A 17,330-nucleotide genomic window follows, 5' to 3' on the forward strand; every position below is an offset into this window, starting at 1 on the left:
TTGAAGGAGGAGACGTCTAGGCTATGACTAATGCCATCTCGATCTTTGATACGACGCTTCGTGACGGCACACAAGGTGAAGGAATCAGCTTGTCTGCTGAAGATAAAATCAAAATAGCTCTGAAGCTGGATGCTTTGGGCGTTCATTATATTGAAGGCGGTAATCCAGGCAGCAACGGCAAAGACATTGAATTTTTCCAACGCGCGAAGAGCCTTGGCCTCAAAGCCAAGCTAACTGCTTTCGGTAGCACGCGCAGGAAGAATAGTCTCGCCGAACAGGATTCGAGCTTGCTCCGCATTATCGAATCCGGAGTACCGGCAGCGACGCTCGTGGGCAAATCGTGGGATTTCCACGTTCATACTGCTCTGCAGACGACGCTAGAAGAGAACCTGTCCATGATTTATGATTCCATCGCATTCTTGAAGCGTAACAATATTGAAGCGATGTTCGATGCCGAGCATTTCTTCGACGGCTTCAAGAACAACCCGGAATACGCAATCTCCGTATTGAAGCATGCACAAGACGCAGGAGCTGACTGGCTCGTTCTGTGCGACACGAACGGAGGTACACTGCCAGGCGAAATTCATGAGATTGTTTCGCATGTGCGCCGCGCGATTAACGCGCCAATCGGCATACATACGCACAACGACTGTGAGCTTGCGGTTGCGAACACGCTCGCAGCCGTCCAAGCGGGAGCTCGCCAAGTACAAGGCACGATTAACGGCTACGGCGAACGCTGCGGCAATGCCAATCTATGCTCCATCATTCCGAACCTGCAGCTTAAGCTAGGCTATGACTGCATCTCTGCCCAACAGCTGCAATCGCTAACCGGTACAGCTCGTTTCATCAGCGAGATCGCGAATGTGCATATGCCGGTCGGCCAGCCTTATGTCGGCAATGCAGCATTCGCCCACAAGGGCGGCATACACGTATCCGCTATTATGAAGGACTCCAAGACGTACGAGCATATCGTTCCAGAGCTCGTCGGCAATAAGCAGCGAATTCTCGTCTCCGAGCTTGCCGGCCAAAGCAACATCGTATCGAAGGCTCATGAGCTTGGGCTCGACGTTAACGCGAATACAGACAAAACGAGAGAAATTATGAACCGGATCAAGGAGCTCGAGCATCAGGGATACCAATTTGAAGGTGCTGACGCATCACTTGAGCTTTTGCTAAGGGAAGCATACGGCGAATCGACCGAGCTGTTCAAGGTAGAATCGTTCAAGATGCTTGTCGACAAGCGGAACGACCACATGGTTTCCGAAGCAATCGTGAAAATTTCGGTTGACGGCGAGGTCGTCTACACAGCTGCGGAAGGTAATGGCCCGGTTAACGCTCTTGACAATGCGCTCCGCAAAGCGCTCGTACAATTTTACCCTGAAATTATGAACATTCACCTGTCCGACTACAAAGTTCGCGTCATCGACGAGAAGGATGCAACAGCCGCTAAAGTTCGCGTGCTCGTCGAATCATCCGATTTCGATAACACCTGGAGCACAGTTGGCGTATCCAGCAACGTCATCGAAGCTAGCTGGGAAGCGCTAGTCGACAGCATTCGTTACGCTCTGCTCGGCATGTCCAAAATCGAGCCCGTCCATATGAACGTGAACGAACGGCTCGGTCTTGTGAACCATTAAATGAAGAACCTCCAGGAAGAAGTCACTTCCCTGGAGGTTTTTTTGCTGCACTAACAAAAAGCAGAGAGCTGCATACCGCTGCCCTCTGCTGCTTCTCAATATTATGCTCCGTTCGCATATTCCTCTACGAACCGGTCAATGTCCTCCGCTGTAATTACACCGTTAATCCGCTCCACAATCATGCCTGTCTGATCAACAACGAGCGTTGTTGGGAACTGACTAACCTTATATTGCTCGATAGCCTTACCATCGCGATCCATTAAGATCGGGAAGGTCAACTTCTGATCCTCCACGAATTGCCGCGCATCTCTCTCTCGATCCTGGCTGGTTGCATTAATGCCGAGTATAACCATTTTATCACTATATTTCTGATACGATTGCTCGAGCTCCGGCGCCTCTAACTCACAAGGTCCACACCACGCTGCCCAAAAATTAATAAGCGTCAGCTTATCCTTCGGTCCACCCACTGTAACCGCAGTATCCTGTAAATCAGGCAAATCGAGCACCGGGGCCGCATAGCCTGTCTTGGGCTTCGTATCGACTGCCGCTGCATCGGATTCTTTCTTCGTATATTGCGTAACCGCGATCACAACAAGAGCAATTATGGCCAATACTGCTAATATCGTCTTTTGCTTAGGCTTCATTAGCGGTCCTATTCCTTTCGTCATGACACTAGCTCTAAATTTGTAACTGCTAACATGGTATCATGGGCGCCGTCCTTCGCTCAAGCGAACGGAATGTTTCAAATGCAGCAATGTATCAGATGTTCAACAATATGTCACAAACGCCGTTTCGTGGTATCTATTTCTTCGATTTCCTCTCCCTCACTATTGTCGTCCGCAATTCGTCAGTTTATCCAAAATGCTGTATAGATGCGGTATGATATAATGAGAAGCAAGTGATTTTTATATTGATGTCATGATGTCAGGAGTTTTCAGCCCACATGAAACGTTATGCAAATCCCTTATCGGAGTATATCTCCAACGTACCATCTAATGAACATCTTCTATGTATGTCGAACAATATCTATAAATCCATTGCCGCCCACTGCCAGGCCACTCTGCCGAATGAAGCATGCGGCTTGCTGTCCGCTAGTTTTAGCGCCATTATGAACTCCCATACCGTCGTCGAACGGTTCATCCCGATCCCAAACATCCACCCCGAGCCGCTACACGCTTTCGCTTTCGAGCCTAGTGCTTGGACAGCCGCATTATATGAATTAGACAGAGCCAGCCAGCAGATCATCGGCTTCTATCACAGCCACCCTGCCACAGCCCCTGTACCATCAAAGTCCGATATGATCGGCCTACCTGCATCGAGCTCAACGTTTATGCTCATCCTTTCTTTTGCCTCTCCTATTCCGGAGGCTCGTGCTTATCGCTTCACACAAGGCAAGTCTGCTCACCCACTATTCTCTGAGGTGAAACTGCACTTCATGTGAGCCCATTCTCCTCTGACCCGCGCTGGCCGCTTGCGAAGCCAAATCAAACAAGGCAGCCTTTATCGCTTGGCTGCCTTGTTCGTACTATCTACTCAAATATGCGTACAAATCTCCTAATGTTACAACGTTCCGCTCTAATATCCGCTCCAGATACGACACCCATAGCTTAGCTGTCATAATCGAATCCTCCAGCGCATGATGCCGGTTATGGATCGGAATGCCGGCGCTCTCGAGAAGTTCGTCCAAACCGTAGCCATCTGGCCGCCCCGGCTCTAACCACTTGGCAATCATCATCGTATCCAGAACACGGTGCGTCAGCTGCACCTTGGATGTTCTCCACAGCGCCGCATTCAAAAATTGTTTGTCGTGCCCGCTGCCATGTGCAACCAACACTCTTCTCCCGATAAATTCCATAAAATCATGAAGAACCTGCATCAGATCGGGCGAGCCTTCCGACATTTCGTTCGTAATGCCAGTCAGTGAAGTAATATGCATCGGTATTCGGCGCTTCGGATTAACTAAGCTATAGAATGACTCGTTCTCGAAAATTTCATCGCCCTTCACGAGCACACCGCCGAACGAGATAATTTCATCATCATTGTATGGGTAAAAGCCCGTCGTCTCCAGATCGAAGACGACGATCTCCAGCTCGCGCAACGGAACATCAAGCGTTGAATGCTTACGCTGCTCTTTGGCCATCGAACGGATAAACGCCATCTGCTGCGCATTAGGAGAACCGAGCATGGATGCGATCGCAGGTGTAATACCGCCCATTTTGTACAGATGCCACATCCGCCCGGCGCCCTTCTGTTCCTTCATTCCCGTCCCCTCCGAATTACCTGAACCTGCTTGAAGCTTGTTTGAAGACACGCCGTTGAAGCTTCTGACCGACACGAAGCCCATCCTTCAGTTCCGCAATCATTTCACGTGTCAGCTTACTTACTAGAAGCTTTCCGTTATTAGCGTACATCCCCATTTCTAACTTCTCTGTTGCCATCAGACGCAGCTTCAGAAATAATCGGAACGTACGCCCGTACGTTTCTGCCTCCGAATCTGTCAACACGCCGGCATCACGCAGCCCCGCCATTCTCGTTAAAGTAGAGGTGCTGCGAATATTGTGCCGAATCGCTAACAGCCGAATCGCGTTCACCATCGGAATATACGCTCCGTACTTCATATCCAGGCTGCCCGCGTCCTCCCCGTACTGCTCCTTGAGCAGTTGACCGAACACACCAATTAGCACTTTATGACGCATCGTATTGTCAAGCATACGCTGTACCATGACCGGATGCTTCAGCATGTCATGGTTAAATGTGTCGTGCAAACGCTTCATGAGATCATCCGCACCATAAACACAGCGACCGTCAGCTACAATAAGCAAATGCCGAACCGATTCCCACGCCGGCTCGTCAAACCAACCATTAAGCTGTTCTACCCATTCGGACAGCGACTTTCCCCACCCTGGATTGTCGCTAAGTACATTTCCTTCGCAGCGCGGAAATCCTAACCGTTCCAGCAGGATAACAATCCTTTTCGACAGCTCGGCAAAATAATGACGGTACGCCTCCCTCTCCTCTGGGCACGATCCGTCCTCATAGACGAGACCGCTGTCTTGATCGCTGGACAGCGTCTGCTCTTCCCTTCCACCGCTTCCGAACATAATATACGCATATGGCACGGGGGGAGAACCCATCCCAGCCCGTGCCATATCTGCTTCTGCAAGTATGATGACGCGTCTGGTCAGCGCATCATAATACTCGTTCAGCTCGGTATAAAATTGTTCGACCGGTAGAGTGGACAGCATCGCTTCCATTCGTGCGTTAACATGATCCCGCAGGCTGCGCAGCGTACCCGCATCATCGGCTTCACCGATTAACTGCAGCAGCTGCGACCGTTGCGGATCGCTCATGCGCCGTCCTCTCCCCTCGGTCAGAATCCATCATAACATTCGTTAAGCTTGGATGTTGTTTTGAGCTTTTTTCATTTGCTCAGGATAACCATACGTGCCATGCTCGCTCAAGTCAAGACCGATAATCTCTTGTTCCTCCGTAACACGAAGACCCATAACCACTTTCATAATGCCAAGTACGATGAACGAAGCGACGAGTACATATGCACCGCAGACGACAACCGATTCAATTTGCACCCACAGTTGGTGCCAGTTGCCCGTGTCAATCAGGCCGCCTACGCCAACGCCTGCTTTATTAGCCAGCTCTTCTGTTGCGAAGATACCGTTTGCCAGCGTACCCCATACACCTGCAGCGCCGTGTACCGACAGAGCAAAGATTGGATCATCGATGCGAAGCTTCTCAAACAATTTAGCAGAGAAGAAGACGAGTACGCCTGCTACTAGACCGATCACAACGGCTGCCCAAGGATCTACGAATGCACAGGATGCCGTAATGGCAACCAGACCAGCAAGCGCGCCGTTAAGCGTTGTCGTAATGTCGGCTTTGCCGGATACAGCCCACGAGATTAACAATGCAGCAACTGTACCAGCGCCTGCGCCGAGCATCGTGTTGAATGCAACGAAGCCGAAGAAGCCGTCACCTACGCCCAAAGCACTACCTGCATTGAATCCGAACCAGCCGACCCACAGCAGGAGCACCGACAAAGCGCTGAATACTTGGTTATGACCGAGAATTTCGTTCGCAGAACCATCTTTGTTGAATTTACCGATCCGCGGCTTCAGCATGATCGTCGCCGCCATTGCAGCAAGTGCACCGGTTAAGTGAACGACAGTGGAGCCAGCAAAGTCTTGTGCGCCGTCTTGCGCGAGCCAGCCGCCGCCCCATACCCAGTGTGCGATAACAGGATAAATAACGATCGTGAACAGTACCGTAAATACAAGGTATACGGACAATTTAGCACGTTCCGCGAAGCCGCCCCATGCGATCGACAACGAGATCGTCGCGAATGCGAGCTGGAACAGGAAGAACGTCGTACTCGGATAAGCGTCGCTTTCAGTTGCAGCGTTCTCCGGACTGTAGAAGAAATCGCCCCAGCCGATAAACTTGCTCAAGCCGCTGCTAATATCGGCGCCGCCGTTGAAGATTCCGTAGCCGAAAGCCCAATAGATGAGTGTACATAGACCAACCGTGAAAATCGTTTTGCCGGCCACGTGACCAGCATTTTTCATTCGAGTCGAACCAGTTTCAAGCAGGATAAACCCGCCTTGCATTAGAAAGACGAGTACGAACGCAACGACGATCCACAATGAGTTCAACCCCATGTTCAGCATGGAGGTCGATGGAGCCTCATCTGCTGCGAATGCCATTGCCGGGAAGAGCAAGAGTAAGGCACTAACCGATAGTAATAATTTCTTAACCACAACGACCACTCCCTTAATGTCATGTATTCTAACATTTGGCGAAAATCTTACTGTCATTATAGTAAGGAAATCTGATTTTGACAATACGTTTTTTACATAAAACACTGACATAAGCGAACAATCGTTATCCGAACGCTATTTTATGTAACATAAGTTTACGTACAAGGTTTGCCTGTACATTTGATATGGATTGGCAGAAGTCTGTATCTTTTGTAAGGGAAATACAGAGGTATTAACTACCTTCTGTTCGTTTCGACTTTAATTTTTTACAATTTGCGTAACTTAAAAGTATGACGTTTGACTGTATGGTTCCTTACCCGTTATCATAAATATAGGCAATTAGGATGTGAAAGAAAGAAGGTGCGAATGTGGCAGAGCAATCATTGTACCGCATCGGAGAGTTGGCTAAACGAGCGAACGTCAGCCCTAGAACGATCGATTACTACACTTCGCTTGGTCTTATTGAAGCTGTACGCCGTTCAGACAAAAATTACCGCCTCTATAGCGATGAAACCCTCATACGTCTCAAACGTATTGAACAAATGAAGACCGACAAGCTGTCGCTCGACGAAATTAAGCGCACGCTTCAAGTATGGGACCGAGTATCACCGGAGGAGCAAGTGTCTCAGAAGCTAAGCGAGCTGCAGAAGCAGCTGGTCAAGCTGGAGAAAGAAGTGAAGGAGCTCGAACCGGTCATTGACCAATTGAAGCCGCGGCAAGCCAATCGGTTATATACCCGACTGCTACCACAGACGGCAGCATGTATTGAAGCACTCATGCTGATTATGAACAAGAGCAATATTATGTAGCTTCTTTACAATCGGGTATACAAACACTCTTCGTATGGAGGGAACACAACTATGTTATTATTTCACCCGATGGATTTTTTAATTTTGATCGCTTTTGCCGTATCACTCTGGGCACAATTCCGCGTTCGAAGTACGTTCAACCGTTGGTCGAAGGTACCTGTTACAAGCGGAATGAGCGGCTATGATGCCGCCCGCCGCATGCTCGACGCGAACGGATTGTACAACGTGCCAATCGAACCTGTTCGGGGCACGTTATCTGACCATTATGATCCCATTCACCGCGTTGTAAGATTATCCGAATCGGTATATTACGAACGTTCCATCTCGGCTGTATCGGTCGCCTGCCACGAGGTAGGACACGCGATTCAGCACCATAAGCGATATCCGATGCTGACGCTTCGCCACCGGATGTTTCCAATCGTCAACTTTGCTTCCGGACTGGCACCGTTTCTCCTAATCGCAGGCTTTCTGTTCCAGGCAACAGGCTTGATTGGAATTGGCATCATCTTTTTCGCCGCAGCGGTAGCTTTCCAGCTCGTAACGCTTCCAGTCGAGTTCAACGCAAGCAGCCGAGCCCGTGATTTAATGATTGCCGAAGGCTTTATTCGCAACGACGAGGAACGAGGCGTCGCCAAAGTGCTTAACGCAGCCGCACTAACCTATGTAGCTGCTGCACTCATCTCTTTGTTAGAGCTTGTGAAGTACATTCTGATCTTCACATCGTCTAACAACGACGACTAATTCATAGGCTGACCCCCTTTAGTTAGGGCGAAGGTAGACCCTACTTCTAACCCCCTACTCAAGGGGGTTAATTACGTTTATGCGAGAAAATGCGATAGCTTTCTACCCCCTTTACGTCGTCTAACTAGTAAGCTCGTTACGGGCTGTAACGAAGCTCAACTTTCTAGTTGTATTTAAATTTATCCATATGCAAATGAGGAATAAAAAAAGACTGTACCTTCTCAGGGATATCGCACGACGTTAGAAGCTCACTTGAATTTGCAACGAACCCAAATTCAAAGTTGACCATTTGCGGAGAGGAGTTGAAGAAAAAGAGGCGGTCCTTAAAGCCTGTTTTCACAGACCTTCTGGACAGCCTCCACACTAACGGTTCCGGTTAAAACCTATTACATCTTATCCTGCATACCGTTATTGAAATAGTCAATCAAGAAGCTACGGAACACTTTTGCAACGAGCGGCAGCTTTTCATTCGTCCGGTGAATGAGGCCAATCGTACGTGTAACACTCGGTGACCTGAGCTTCACCTTCGCCGGCTGCAACGGTCCTGTCTGACGAAGTGCCATCTCCGGAAGCAAGCTGACGCCCATCCCTGCCGCGACAAGCCCACGAATCGTATCCGTCTCCTCGCCCTCAAATCCGATCTTCGGCGTGAAGCCTGCCTCATGACAAGCTTCCCAGACGATTGGACGAAGAGAATAGCCTTCACTAAACATCACGAACGTCTCGTCCTTCAGCTCCGCAAGATCGATCTCCTCGCGGCTTGCAAGCGCATGATTTTGCGGCAATATTGCGTACAGCGACTCCGTTAGCAGCACTTCTCCACAGACTGCTTGGTGATCATCCGGGAATGGCGAGATGAACGCCAGATCGATATCGCCCTGCACCATATCCCGGAGCAGACTCGGGTACATCCCCTGCTTGAAACGGAATTGTACTTTGGGATGCTGCTTACGGAATGCTGCTACTACTTGCGGGACGAGCGACATACCTAGACTATGCGGAAAGCCTAAACGAATTTCTCCTCTTTCCGGATCCATAAATTCATGAATCTCAATAACGGCACGCTCGATATCGTCCAAAATGACTTCCGCGCGCTTTAGAAACAACTGACCGGCAGGCGTTAACTGTAAATTGCGGCCTTTCTGCAGAAACAGCTTGACGCCAAGCTCCTCCTCCAGCTGATGGATTTGTCTGCTGACAGCAGATTGCGCGACATGAAGCTCTTCGGCCGCTTGCGTCACATGCTCTTTCTTGGCCACTTTAACAAAGTAGTATAACTGACGAAGTTCCATGGTATGCCGTCAAGTCTCCCCTTCCTTACTTCCGATAACAACATCCCTATTATAGATACGCAGTTCCTCCCTCTTGGCTTCAATTGGACAAGCCGGAAACAAAACGATTATAATAATGGGTGGTATCCACCAATTATCCGAGGGAGGAAATAATCAAATGTCTCAAGAACGCAAAGCAGCCTTTAAAGGAAATCCTATTACGCTTGTAGGCCCAGAGCTTAAAGCAGGTGACCAAGCGCCTGATTTCCAACTTCATAAAAACTTGCTCGAGACGGTGACGCTGAATGATTATGCCGGCAAAATTAAACTGATCAGCGTCGTACCATCGATTGACACCGGCGTATGCGACGCGCAAACCCGCCGTTTCAACGAAGAAGCAAGCAGCCTCGGAGACAATGTAGTCATCCTTACCGTCAGTGTCGATCTTCCATTCGCACAAGCACGCTGGTGCGGCGCTGCAGGCGTCGATCGTGTCGTACTGCTCTCCGATTACAAATCGCATAGCTTCGGTGAGGCATATGGTGTCTATATTAAAGAATTCGGACTCGATATGCGTTCAATCTTCGTCGTCGACGCGAGCAATAAAATCCAATATGTTGAGTACCTGAGCGAAATGACAGAGCATCCGAACTACGAGGCTGCTATTAGCGCCGTAAAATCGCTCCTGTAATGGCCCATCTCATAGACAAAGCGAGTGAAGGAGCTTCCTTCCTCGCTTTTTATATGATGTCCAATTCTTGTGTCTGCATTATTGAGTTGGGGTCGTCTTGTAAGCCGCCAGCTTCTTGTCCAGTATCCGGTAAATAGCTAAAATGACCCGATAGTTCGCCCCAAGGTCGCCCAGTGATCCACGTGACGCCGAATAAATATCGACCGCACTTGTCCACGCATTCACACCGATTACCGATACGGTAATGTCCATCGTCCGTCCGGTAACCGTCCGTTTCTCCAATACGATCTCACCGACGTTCGGAACCTCGTGTATAACCTTGTAGCCTTGAATTTTCTTAAGTGTCGATAAAACCTCGTCCCAAGCTTGCTCTTTAGACAGCGTGTAGTAATGGGATTTCAATAACGGATCCTTCGCTCTATCCCCTGTTGACTCTTGACTGCGTATCAATCCGATCAAGGTCCGCTTCAACAAACGAAATCTCCCCCTCCGACTTCAATGAACACTAACACCTATAATAACACGATTAGGGCTCATCCGACAAATTATACGTCTTAATATACAAAAAATCCTGGTTCATCATGGAACCAGGATACCCAGTCATTAGAAACCCGCATATGCCGTCCGACTCACATGTTTCTGAACCCGCTCTCGCAGGTGGGTGACCGCAGGAACGGTTATGAAGTCCCCACGAAGGGGCGTGTCAGCCGCGTTCCGATTTAGATCTCCCGTGAAACAGCCATTGGTTCAAAACAACGAAGAGCCGTTACGAACACTGCAGGATGTATCGTTATTATAGACGTTACAGCAGCAAAAGTAAACGTTCTATTGGGCGTTAATTTTTACCGGTAGTTTCTGATTCTCTAGTCCCTACACCCTCGTTAGGCTCTTCCTGCTCCCCTTGTTCCTCCTGCTCAGCTGCATTCTGCTTATCTTGTTCCAACTGGGCTTGTATCTTCTGATAAATAAAATTAAAGTTCCAGAAAGAGATGTATCCGATTATGCTCGCCGTAAAGAACGGGAACAAAAATGTAAACTGCAAGCTCACATAGAACACAATAGCGGCCATAAACAATGTACTGATCGAGCGGAACGGCTTGCCGATCGTAATGAGAATGGAATTTTTCAGCAATTGTATCGTCTTCATGTGATAGTGAACAATCATGGAAAAGAAATTAAACATCGATACGACTAGGATGAACAGGAACCCTACGAACAAATAGGAGATGAGTTGCATGTTCGGTTGATCCCAATACACTTTAAAGTCAATGAGAATGATAGCGTAGGCAACCGTATACAGCAGACCGCCTACCATGCTCTGTACATAATTCTCCTTATAGCCGCGGAAGAACGTCTTGAACAATGGTACGTCAACTTCTCCCATCACCCACTTGCGTGTTACGGTAAATAACGCTGCCGTTGCCGGAAAGAGTGTGAATGGCACAAAAACGAGCGAAGTATACAGCATCGACAATTGAACCTCTCCGTCGGTGCTGAAGAAAAGCGCAGATAAAACGAAAAATAAGAACGGAATCGAGCAAATCGCCCAGAGAATGTTTGTTACCGCAAGACGCATTACCCATTCGGAAATGCGATACATTCCTCCCATGAGGCCTTTCATTTCCATATCGTTTCCTCCAATTCAGACTTAAGCTTCCCGCGAAAGCGGTACCATAATGATGCTCACATCAGAATCGTACTTCTTCAAGCTATAAGAAAGACCGGTGGCTGGCTACGCCAGCGGCGCAGCCCAATCCCCCGGTCTTGTTGTCTTATTGGTTTACGAAATCTTCAGATGCTTGATATTTGCGGCGCGGCTCGCCGGAGCGCTCGCTCCGTCCTTCGCCGCTGCGACCCCGGCTGCCTTCGCCGCGATTACCGCCGTAGCTGCGTCCGCTGCCGTATCCACCGCGACCGCCTTCGCTGCGATTACCGCCGCGATAGCCGCCCTCACGGCTGCCACTGCTGCGATTGCCGCCAAACGAACCGCCAGGATAACGGCGTCCGCTTGAGCGAACGTCTGGACGGCGCTTCTTCGCACGAATCGGATCTTCCGGTGTCAGCTCGATCGCAACATCCCTCTTCTCACCCGTGAGCAGCTTAATCGCTGCTGCGAGAAGATTAACGGAATCATATTGCTCAAGCAAATGTATCGCAATCCCTTTATATTCTTGGAAGTCATTGTTCTGAACATTCTCGATCAGACGCTCAGCCGTTACGCGCTGCTTGCCTTCAATTGCTTCTGCAATGCTAGGGAGCGGCTTACGCGTAATCTTATGACGTGTTACACGCTCGATAAAGTGCAGATGATCGATCTCACGAGGCGTTACGAATGACCAAGCTGTACCCTCCTTGCCTGCACGACCCGTACGACCGATACGGTGTACGTAGCTTTCCGGATCCTGCGGTAGGTCGAAGTTAATAACGTGCGTAACACCCGATACGTCGAGACCGCGTGCTGCAACGTCTGTCGCGACGAGTACGTCGATGCTGCCGTCGCGGAATTTGCGCATCACATTGTCACGCTGGTTCTGTGACAGGTCGCCATGCAAGCCTTCTGCCGAATATCCACGCTTCTGAAGCGCTTCGCTCAGCTCGTCTACCCGACGCTTCGTGCGTCCGAAGATGATAGCAAGCTCTGGCGACTCCATATCGATTAGGCGGCTGAGCGCTTCGAACTTCTGGCGTTCATGTACTTCGATATAAGCCTGGTCGATTAGTGGAGCGCTGACTTGCTTCGGAATAACCGATACATGCTCTGGATTGCGCAGGAACGTCTGAGCAAGGCGTTGGATGTTCGGCGGCATCGTTGCCGAGAACAGCATCGTCTGGCGTTCTTCCGGCACCATACTGAGAATGGTCGTAATATCTTCCATGAAGCCCATATCGAGCATCTCATCCGCTTCATCAAGCACGACGGTCTTAACGTCGTTCAGCTTAATCGTCTTACGGTTAATATGGTCGAGGAGACGGCCAGGCGTACCGATAATAATCTGCGGATGCTTCTTAAGCGCACGAATCTGACGTCCAATTTCTTGGCCGCCGTAAATTGGCAGCGTCCGAAGTCCTTTGTAACGTGTTAATTTACCAATCTCATCCGCTACTTGAATCGCAAGCTCGCGAGTTGGTGTCATAATGAGGGCTACGATCCGATCTTCGCTTGTCGGAATTTTGTTAATTAACGGAATACCGAAAGCAGCTGTTTTACCTGTGCCCGTTTGCGCTTGGCCAATCAGGTCGCTACCGGTCAACGCAATAGGAATTGATTTGGATTGGATCGGGGTTGCTTCCTCGAATCCAAGCTCCGTAATGGCCTGAAGCACTTTCGGCTCCAGTCCGAATTCAGCAAATGTTTTCAAACTTCTTCAAACTCCTTCTATCTTCAGCCTACTTAAAAATATCCAGTTCATTATAACACACCTTGAACAACGAATACCACAAGCGCCGATTGGAAGGATTTGTTGAAATTGTGTCAGAAACGTTTCGTGAAGCTCATCAATGCACCACAAATGCAGTAACGGCGGGCTCCCTCACATCCCGATCAACAGACAAGCCGACTGCTTCCGCAGCAAAAAAAAACGGGATATGCAGCTTATTCTTGATTAATTTTGCAGGTGAAGGCACTTCCTTTTTTTGATCATCCACAATTGCAAACGCTTCCCCAATTGTCATGGTGACCACATGCTTGTTATGTTTCAATGTTATTGTCCTGCTTCCAGCGTCCCATCGCCATTGCAGTTTAAGCTCAGCTGCAAGCTCTTTGGCCGGCACGAGTAGATCTTCTTCGCCCGCTGCTTCACGAGTGGAAAAGAAGACGTCTCGCCCTCCAATCCGAACCGGATTAGCCGTTACCGAATCGTCAGGCCGGATAACGAACGTCCGCACCTGCTGCTCCAGCCTTCTGTTATGCTCATCAATATTATCGGATGTAAGCCGATACGCCGGATTCCGGCCGCCGACAGCTTCTGCAATTGCTGTATTGATGCTGCCCCGATGATGGGACAAATCCTTGTATTGGTTAAGATCGAACGTCCAGCTGCTTTCGGCTTGAAAGTCATACACGTCCGCATTCGGCCGGTCACTCAATCGTTCAAGCATCCATTGGCGCATCGTCATCTGATTCTCATAACGAACCGGATTGGTCTGCTTCCAGACAACGTGTCTCAATACGGAATAAGGCGGATAATAAAAATCGAACTGTACCTCAGGATAAGCCACTACTAGCGGCATCACGTAAGTGTCGAATGCATCCTGTACGTCCGCCAGCGGATCCTCATTCAATCCGAAGTAAGCTTCCTTCTGCAGCGCCTCCTTGTAATCCGCAACAACGAGTTCCTTGCCGAACCTCGTCCAGCTGTCCCAGCTGTCGAGCGTCTCAAGCTCGGTTTGTTGGCCTATCAGCTTCTTGAACGCTCCTTTGGCGAGCTCCGCATAAGGCGTAATACTGAACCAATACGGATAATCGTTCCACAGCTTGTCATCGTATAAGTAACCAGGAAACCCCCCTTCTCCGGTATCCGATTTGGTACGTAGCGCGAAGTAATCGAGTCCCCACAAAACCCGTTTCACTTGACCGGTCGAGAGGGCGAGCTTCGCTGTTTGATACTGTTCGGAAATAATCGAGCCCCGAAGAGGGAGCTTCATCGCTTTCCCGCCAAGCGCTTTTCCGACTTCTGACGGACGAAAGTTCTCGGTCATCGATGTCCCTATAATGATCGTGTCGTAGCTGTAATTCCTCGCCAACCCCGCATTTTGGAACCGTTCCTCATTAGAGTAAATCGGCGGATACCACGACTTGTGGTAATGCTGCAGCGGATCGATTGCCCACGAGAGAAGGATAGCTGACGCAGCAAAGCCTATCGTATATACGCCGGCCAGCAGCACCATACGCTTGGCTGCTCGATTAGTCGATTGCTTCGTCCGACCGAGCACCACAGATCGGGATGGCGCTTCCGCTGCAGTCATGGCTGCTGGATTAGAATGAATAGAAGCTTTATTCGTCACATTGCAGCCCCCTTAGAAGTTGAAATACAAAAACGTACTAATCCGATTAAAATAAAGCAAGGAGTAAATAAAAAGGAATCCAACAAGCGCAGCGGTCGGCCAGCTTGGACGCAGCACCCGCTCCCTCTCGCTGCTATTGCGAAGCAGCAGCACGGCTAGCAGCAGCAATGCGATTAGCATTATGGTCGGCGCCAGCTCCTTCAGGCCATATATCGAAATGCCGGATAATCCAGCCATACCGCGCAGAATGCGAAGTGCCTCCTGCCACGATTCTGCCCGGAAGAACACCCAAGCGGCATTAACGAAATGAAACGTAATCAGCCAAGCAAGCCAGCGCGGCATCTTAGGTCCGTAACGCGACCATAGACGATGCACCACTTGAGCAGCGCCGTGCAGAAAACCCCAAAAAATAAACGTCCACCCTGCGCCGTGCCACAGCCCGCCAATCAGAAACGTAATCATGAGGTTCGCAAGCATACGAGCCTCACCCTTGCGGTTGCCGCCGAGCGGAATGTAGATGTAATCACGAAGAAATCGGCTAAGCGTCATATGCCATCTGCGCCAGAAGTCTTGAATGTTTACCGCCTTGTAAGGCGAGTTAAAGTTTTGCGGCAGCCGGATATTGAACAATAGAGCGAGCCCGATCGCCATGTCCGTATAGCCAGAAAAGTCGAAGTAGAGCTGAAACGTGTAGGAGAGCGATGCGACCCAGCTGTCAATGAAATGAACGGCGCTTGCAAAGCCGTCATCTGCATAGGAAGCCATCGTGTCGGCGACGACTACCTTTTTAAACAATCCGAGTACGAACAAATAGATGCCTGATGCCGCATTGCGCCAACTCCACAGCTTGTTGCGAAGACGGTCAAACTGCGGCATCATCTCGCTGTGATGAAGAATAGGACCCGCTATTAAGTGAGGAAAGAAAGTAACGAACAGCACATAATGAACAAAACTTGCCTCGCGTGCTTTCTTTTTATATACGTCTACCAAATAAGCAATCTGCGTGAACGTGAAGAAGCTGATACCGAGCGGAAGCGCAAGCTTAAGCAGTGAAACCGGCGTGCCGGTTACCGATGACCAATTGGACAAGAAAAAGTCGGCATACTTATAGTAGGCAAGCAGCAGCAAATTTGCCGTTATGCCTCCGATCAATAAGGCTCGTCTGCGTCCGCCCTCCATTCTCACTTCACCGTCTGCTCTTCGAGCGCCGAGCAATCGGCCAATCGTATAGTTAAAGCCGATCGAAGCGACAATAAGCGGTAAGTATCGATAATCCCACCAACCGTAGAAGAACAGCGAAGCTGCCGCAAGCCAGCATTTGGCCGCGAACGTATACCGTATCCGAACCAGCAAGAAATAGACCAACAACGTAACCGGCAAGAACACAAACAAGAACGGGTAAGAGTTGAATAACATTCAGCTTCGACTCCTCTGTCGTATGCGGCGTACAATCGTCATTCGACGTATTCGACATTCGCTTGGGGAAATCCTGTTTATTCGTCAACGTAAGCGTAAGGGAGGATGAGCCGCAGGATGGCTTACTATGCACGCAAGGTCAGCCGCCGATTTATCGCTATCGTGCTGACCGTCGCAAGCGCTGTACTCGTAGCAGCAGGGTTCAATCAATTACTCATTCCGCATCAGCTACTTAGCGGCGGAGTTTCCGGTATCTCGATGATGATCGGTTATCTGCTTGGCGGCAACATCAGCTTGTTGTATTTCATATTGAACGTTCCTATCCTTATTTGGGGATGGATTGAGCTGGGCAAGCGGTTCGTGCTGCTCAGCATCTTATCCGTGCTCGTGACAACGATTACGCTGCAGTTTATCCCTGTTCGCCCTCTGGCAGACGATATACTGCTCGCCTCCGTCTTCGGCGGCATAATTGTCGGATTCGGCAGCGGTTTGTCACTGCGTTATGGCGGTTCGTCCGGCGGATTTGACATTATTGCCTCCATTGTGTCACGCAAACGGGACTATCCCGTCGGCATGTTCATCTTTATATTAAATGGTGCCGTTATCGCAGCGCTCGCATGGTTCACCCGCGACCCAGATATTGCGCTCTATTCGCTGCTCTCGATTTATACAGCTGGCAAAGTAGTTGACTTGATTCATGTGCGACATGTCAAAATTACAGCGTTCATCGTGACCCAAAAGAGCGATCAGCTTGTCAAGAAGCTGCTGGAGGTTAAGCGCGGTATTACGATTATTCGTACGAAAGGCGCTTTTACCGAGCATGAGCAGGATATGCTGATGACAGTTACGACAAGATACGAGCTTGCAGAGCTGCGCAAAACGATTCTTACACTCGATCCGAAAGCATTCGTCAATATTGTCGAAACGGTCGGTGTAATAGGACAGTTCCATAAGCCACTACCATAACGATAAACAAGGCGTGAATGGAT

At 49.6% G+C, this 17,330-nt stretch carries 16 protein-coding genes and 1 other RNA gene; 6 read left to right on the plus strand and 11 right to left on the minus strand.

Features of this window, described 5'->3' with window-relative positions; translation table 11 throughout:
- The first annotated feature begins 23 nt into the window (after positions 1 to 23).
- Positions 24 to 1,637, plus strand: coding sequence for a citramalate synthase (cimA, locus tag PXY01_RS04505; RefSeq protein WP_127567727.1), 1,614 nt, complete (start codon positions 24 to 26; stop codon positions 1,635 to 1,637).
- A gap of 101 nt (positions 1,638 to 1,738) precedes the next feature.
- Here the strand turns inward: cimA and PXY01_RS04510 are convergent, their stop codons facing one another.
- Complete coding sequence (locus PXY01_RS04510) at positions 1,739 to 2,281, minus strand: TlpA family protein disulfide reductase (protein WP_127567729.1); 543 nt, start codon at positions 2,279 to 2,281, stop codon at positions 1,739 to 1,741.
- 299 nt (positions 2,282 to 2,580) lie between these two features.
- On the opposite strand from PXY01_RS04510, the gene PXY01_RS04515 reads away from it, so the two are divergent.
- Positions 2,581 to 3,078 carry a M67 family metallopeptidase gene (locus tag PXY01_RS04515; protein ID WP_127567731.1) on the plus strand — a complete coding sequence of 166 codons (498 nt, stop codon included), beginning with the start codon at positions 2,581 to 2,583 and terminating at the stop codon, positions 3,076 to 3,078.
- Between the two features lie 84 nt (positions 3,079 to 3,162).
- On the opposite strand, the gene PXY01_RS04520 is transcribed toward PXY01_RS04515, so the two are convergent.
- The 3 genes from PXY01_RS04520 to PXY01_RS04530 are packed head-to-tail and all read right to left on the minus strand — an operon-like array spanning position 3,163 to position 6,409.
- On the minus strand, positions 3,163 to 3,897 hold the full coding sequence (locus PXY01_RS04520; RefSeq protein WP_127567733.1) for an exonuclease domain-containing protein: 735 nt from the start codon (positions 3,895 to 3,897) through the stop codon (positions 3,163 to 3,165).
- A 16-nt stretch (positions 3,898 to 3,913) separates the two neighbouring features.
- Positions 3,914 to 4,987: a DUF294 nucleotidyltransferase-like domain-containing protein gene (locus tag PXY01_RS04525; RefSeq protein ID WP_127567735.1), complete on the minus strand. Its 1,074-nt coding sequence runs from the start codon at positions 4,985 to 4,987 to the stop codon at positions 3,914 to 3,916.
- Positions 4,988 to 5,029: 42 nt separating this feature from the next.
- Complete coding sequence (locus PXY01_RS04530; protein ID WP_246027796.1) at positions 5,030 to 6,409, minus strand: ammonium transporter; 1,380 nt, start codon at positions 6,407 to 6,409, stop codon at positions 5,030 to 5,032.
- A 368-nt stretch (positions 6,410 to 6,777) separates the two neighbouring features.
- Here PXY01_RS04530 and PXY01_RS04535 point away from each other — a divergent pair, with 368 nt between their 5' ends.
- Together PXY01_RS04535 and PXY01_RS04540 are read left to right on the plus strand one after the other, a co-directional pair.
- Positions 6,778 to 7,218, plus strand: a complete 441-nt coding sequence (locus tag PXY01_RS04535; protein ID WP_127567739.1) for a MerR family transcriptional regulator — start codon at positions 6,778 to 6,780, stop codon at positions 7,216 to 7,218.
- Between the two features lie 51 nt (positions 7,219 to 7,269).
- Complete coding sequence (locus tag PXY01_RS04540; RefSeq protein WP_127567740.1) at positions 7,270 to 7,959, plus strand: zinc metallopeptidase; 690 nt, start codon at positions 7,270 to 7,272, stop codon at positions 7,957 to 7,959.
- A gap of 386 nt (positions 7,960 to 8,345) precedes the next feature.
- On the opposite strand, the gene gltC is transcribed toward PXY01_RS04540, so the two are convergent.
- On the minus strand, positions 8,346 to 9,251 hold the full coding sequence (gltC, locus tag PXY01_RS04545) for a glutamate biosynthesis transcriptional regulator GltC (RefSeq protein WP_127567742.1): 906 nt from the start codon (positions 9,249 to 9,251) through the stop codon (positions 8,346 to 8,348).
- 157 nt (positions 9,252 to 9,408) lie between these two features.
- Between gltC and tpx the strand changes: the two genes are divergently transcribed.
- Positions 9,409 to 9,921, plus strand: a complete 513-nt coding sequence (gene tpx / locus PXY01_RS04550; RefSeq protein WP_127567744.1) for a thiol peroxidase — start codon at positions 9,409 to 9,411, stop codon at positions 9,919 to 9,921.
- 78 nt (positions 9,922 to 9,999) lie between these two features.
- Here the strand turns inward: tpx and PXY01_RS04555 are convergent, their stop codons facing one another.
- The 6 genes from PXY01_RS04555 to PXY01_RS04580 form a co-directional block, all read right to left on the minus strand.
- A complete protein-coding gene (locus tag PXY01_RS04555) occupies positions 10,000 to 10,395 on the minus strand; it encodes a DUF1499 domain-containing protein (RefSeq protein WP_127567746.1) in 396 nt (131 codons plus the stop codon).
- 130 nt (positions 10,396 to 10,525) lie between these two features.
- A non-coding RNA gene (ssrS, locus tag PXY01_RS04560) (6S RNA) lies at positions 10,526 to 10,708 on the minus strand.
- A 48-nt stretch (positions 10,709 to 10,756) separates the two neighbouring features.
- On the minus strand, positions 10,757 to 11,548 hold the full coding sequence (locus tag PXY01_RS04565) for a YesL family protein (protein ID WP_127567748.1): 792 nt from the start codon (positions 11,546 to 11,548) through the stop codon (positions 10,757 to 10,759).
- A 145-nt stretch (positions 11,549 to 11,693) separates the two neighbouring features.
- Positions 11,694 to 13,280 (minus strand): degradosome RNA helicase CshA, encoded by a 1,587-nt coding sequence (cshA, locus tag PXY01_RS04570; RefSeq protein ID WP_127567750.1) that lies wholly within the window; start codon positions 13,278 to 13,280, stop codon positions 11,694 to 11,696.
- 136 nt (positions 13,281 to 13,416) lie between these two features.
- A complete protein-coding gene (locus PXY01_RS04575) occupies positions 13,417 to 14,925 on the minus strand; it encodes a copper amine oxidase N-terminal domain-containing protein (protein ID WP_127567752.1) in 1,509 nt (502 codons plus the stop codon).
- A 12-nt stretch (positions 14,926 to 14,937) separates the two neighbouring features.
- Complete coding sequence (locus tag PXY01_RS04580; protein WP_127567754.1) at positions 14,938 to 16,341, minus strand: MBOAT family O-acyltransferase; 1,404 nt, start codon at positions 16,339 to 16,341, stop codon at positions 14,938 to 14,940.
- A gap of 117 nt (positions 16,342 to 16,458) precedes the next feature.
- Between PXY01_RS04580 and PXY01_RS04585 the strand changes: the two genes are divergently transcribed.
- On the plus strand, positions 16,459 to 17,307 hold the full coding sequence (locus PXY01_RS04585; RefSeq protein WP_127567755.1) for a YitT family protein: 849 nt from the start codon (positions 16,459 to 16,461) through the stop codon (positions 17,305 to 17,307).
- Positions 17,308 to 17,330: the final 23 nt, after the last annotated feature.

The sequence above is a fragment of the Paenibacillus xylaniclasticus genome (assembly GCF_004001065.1).
Taxonomy (GTDB): Bacteria; Bacillota; Bacilli; order Paenibacillales; family Paenibacillaceae; genus Paenibacillus_T; species Paenibacillus_T xylaniclasticus.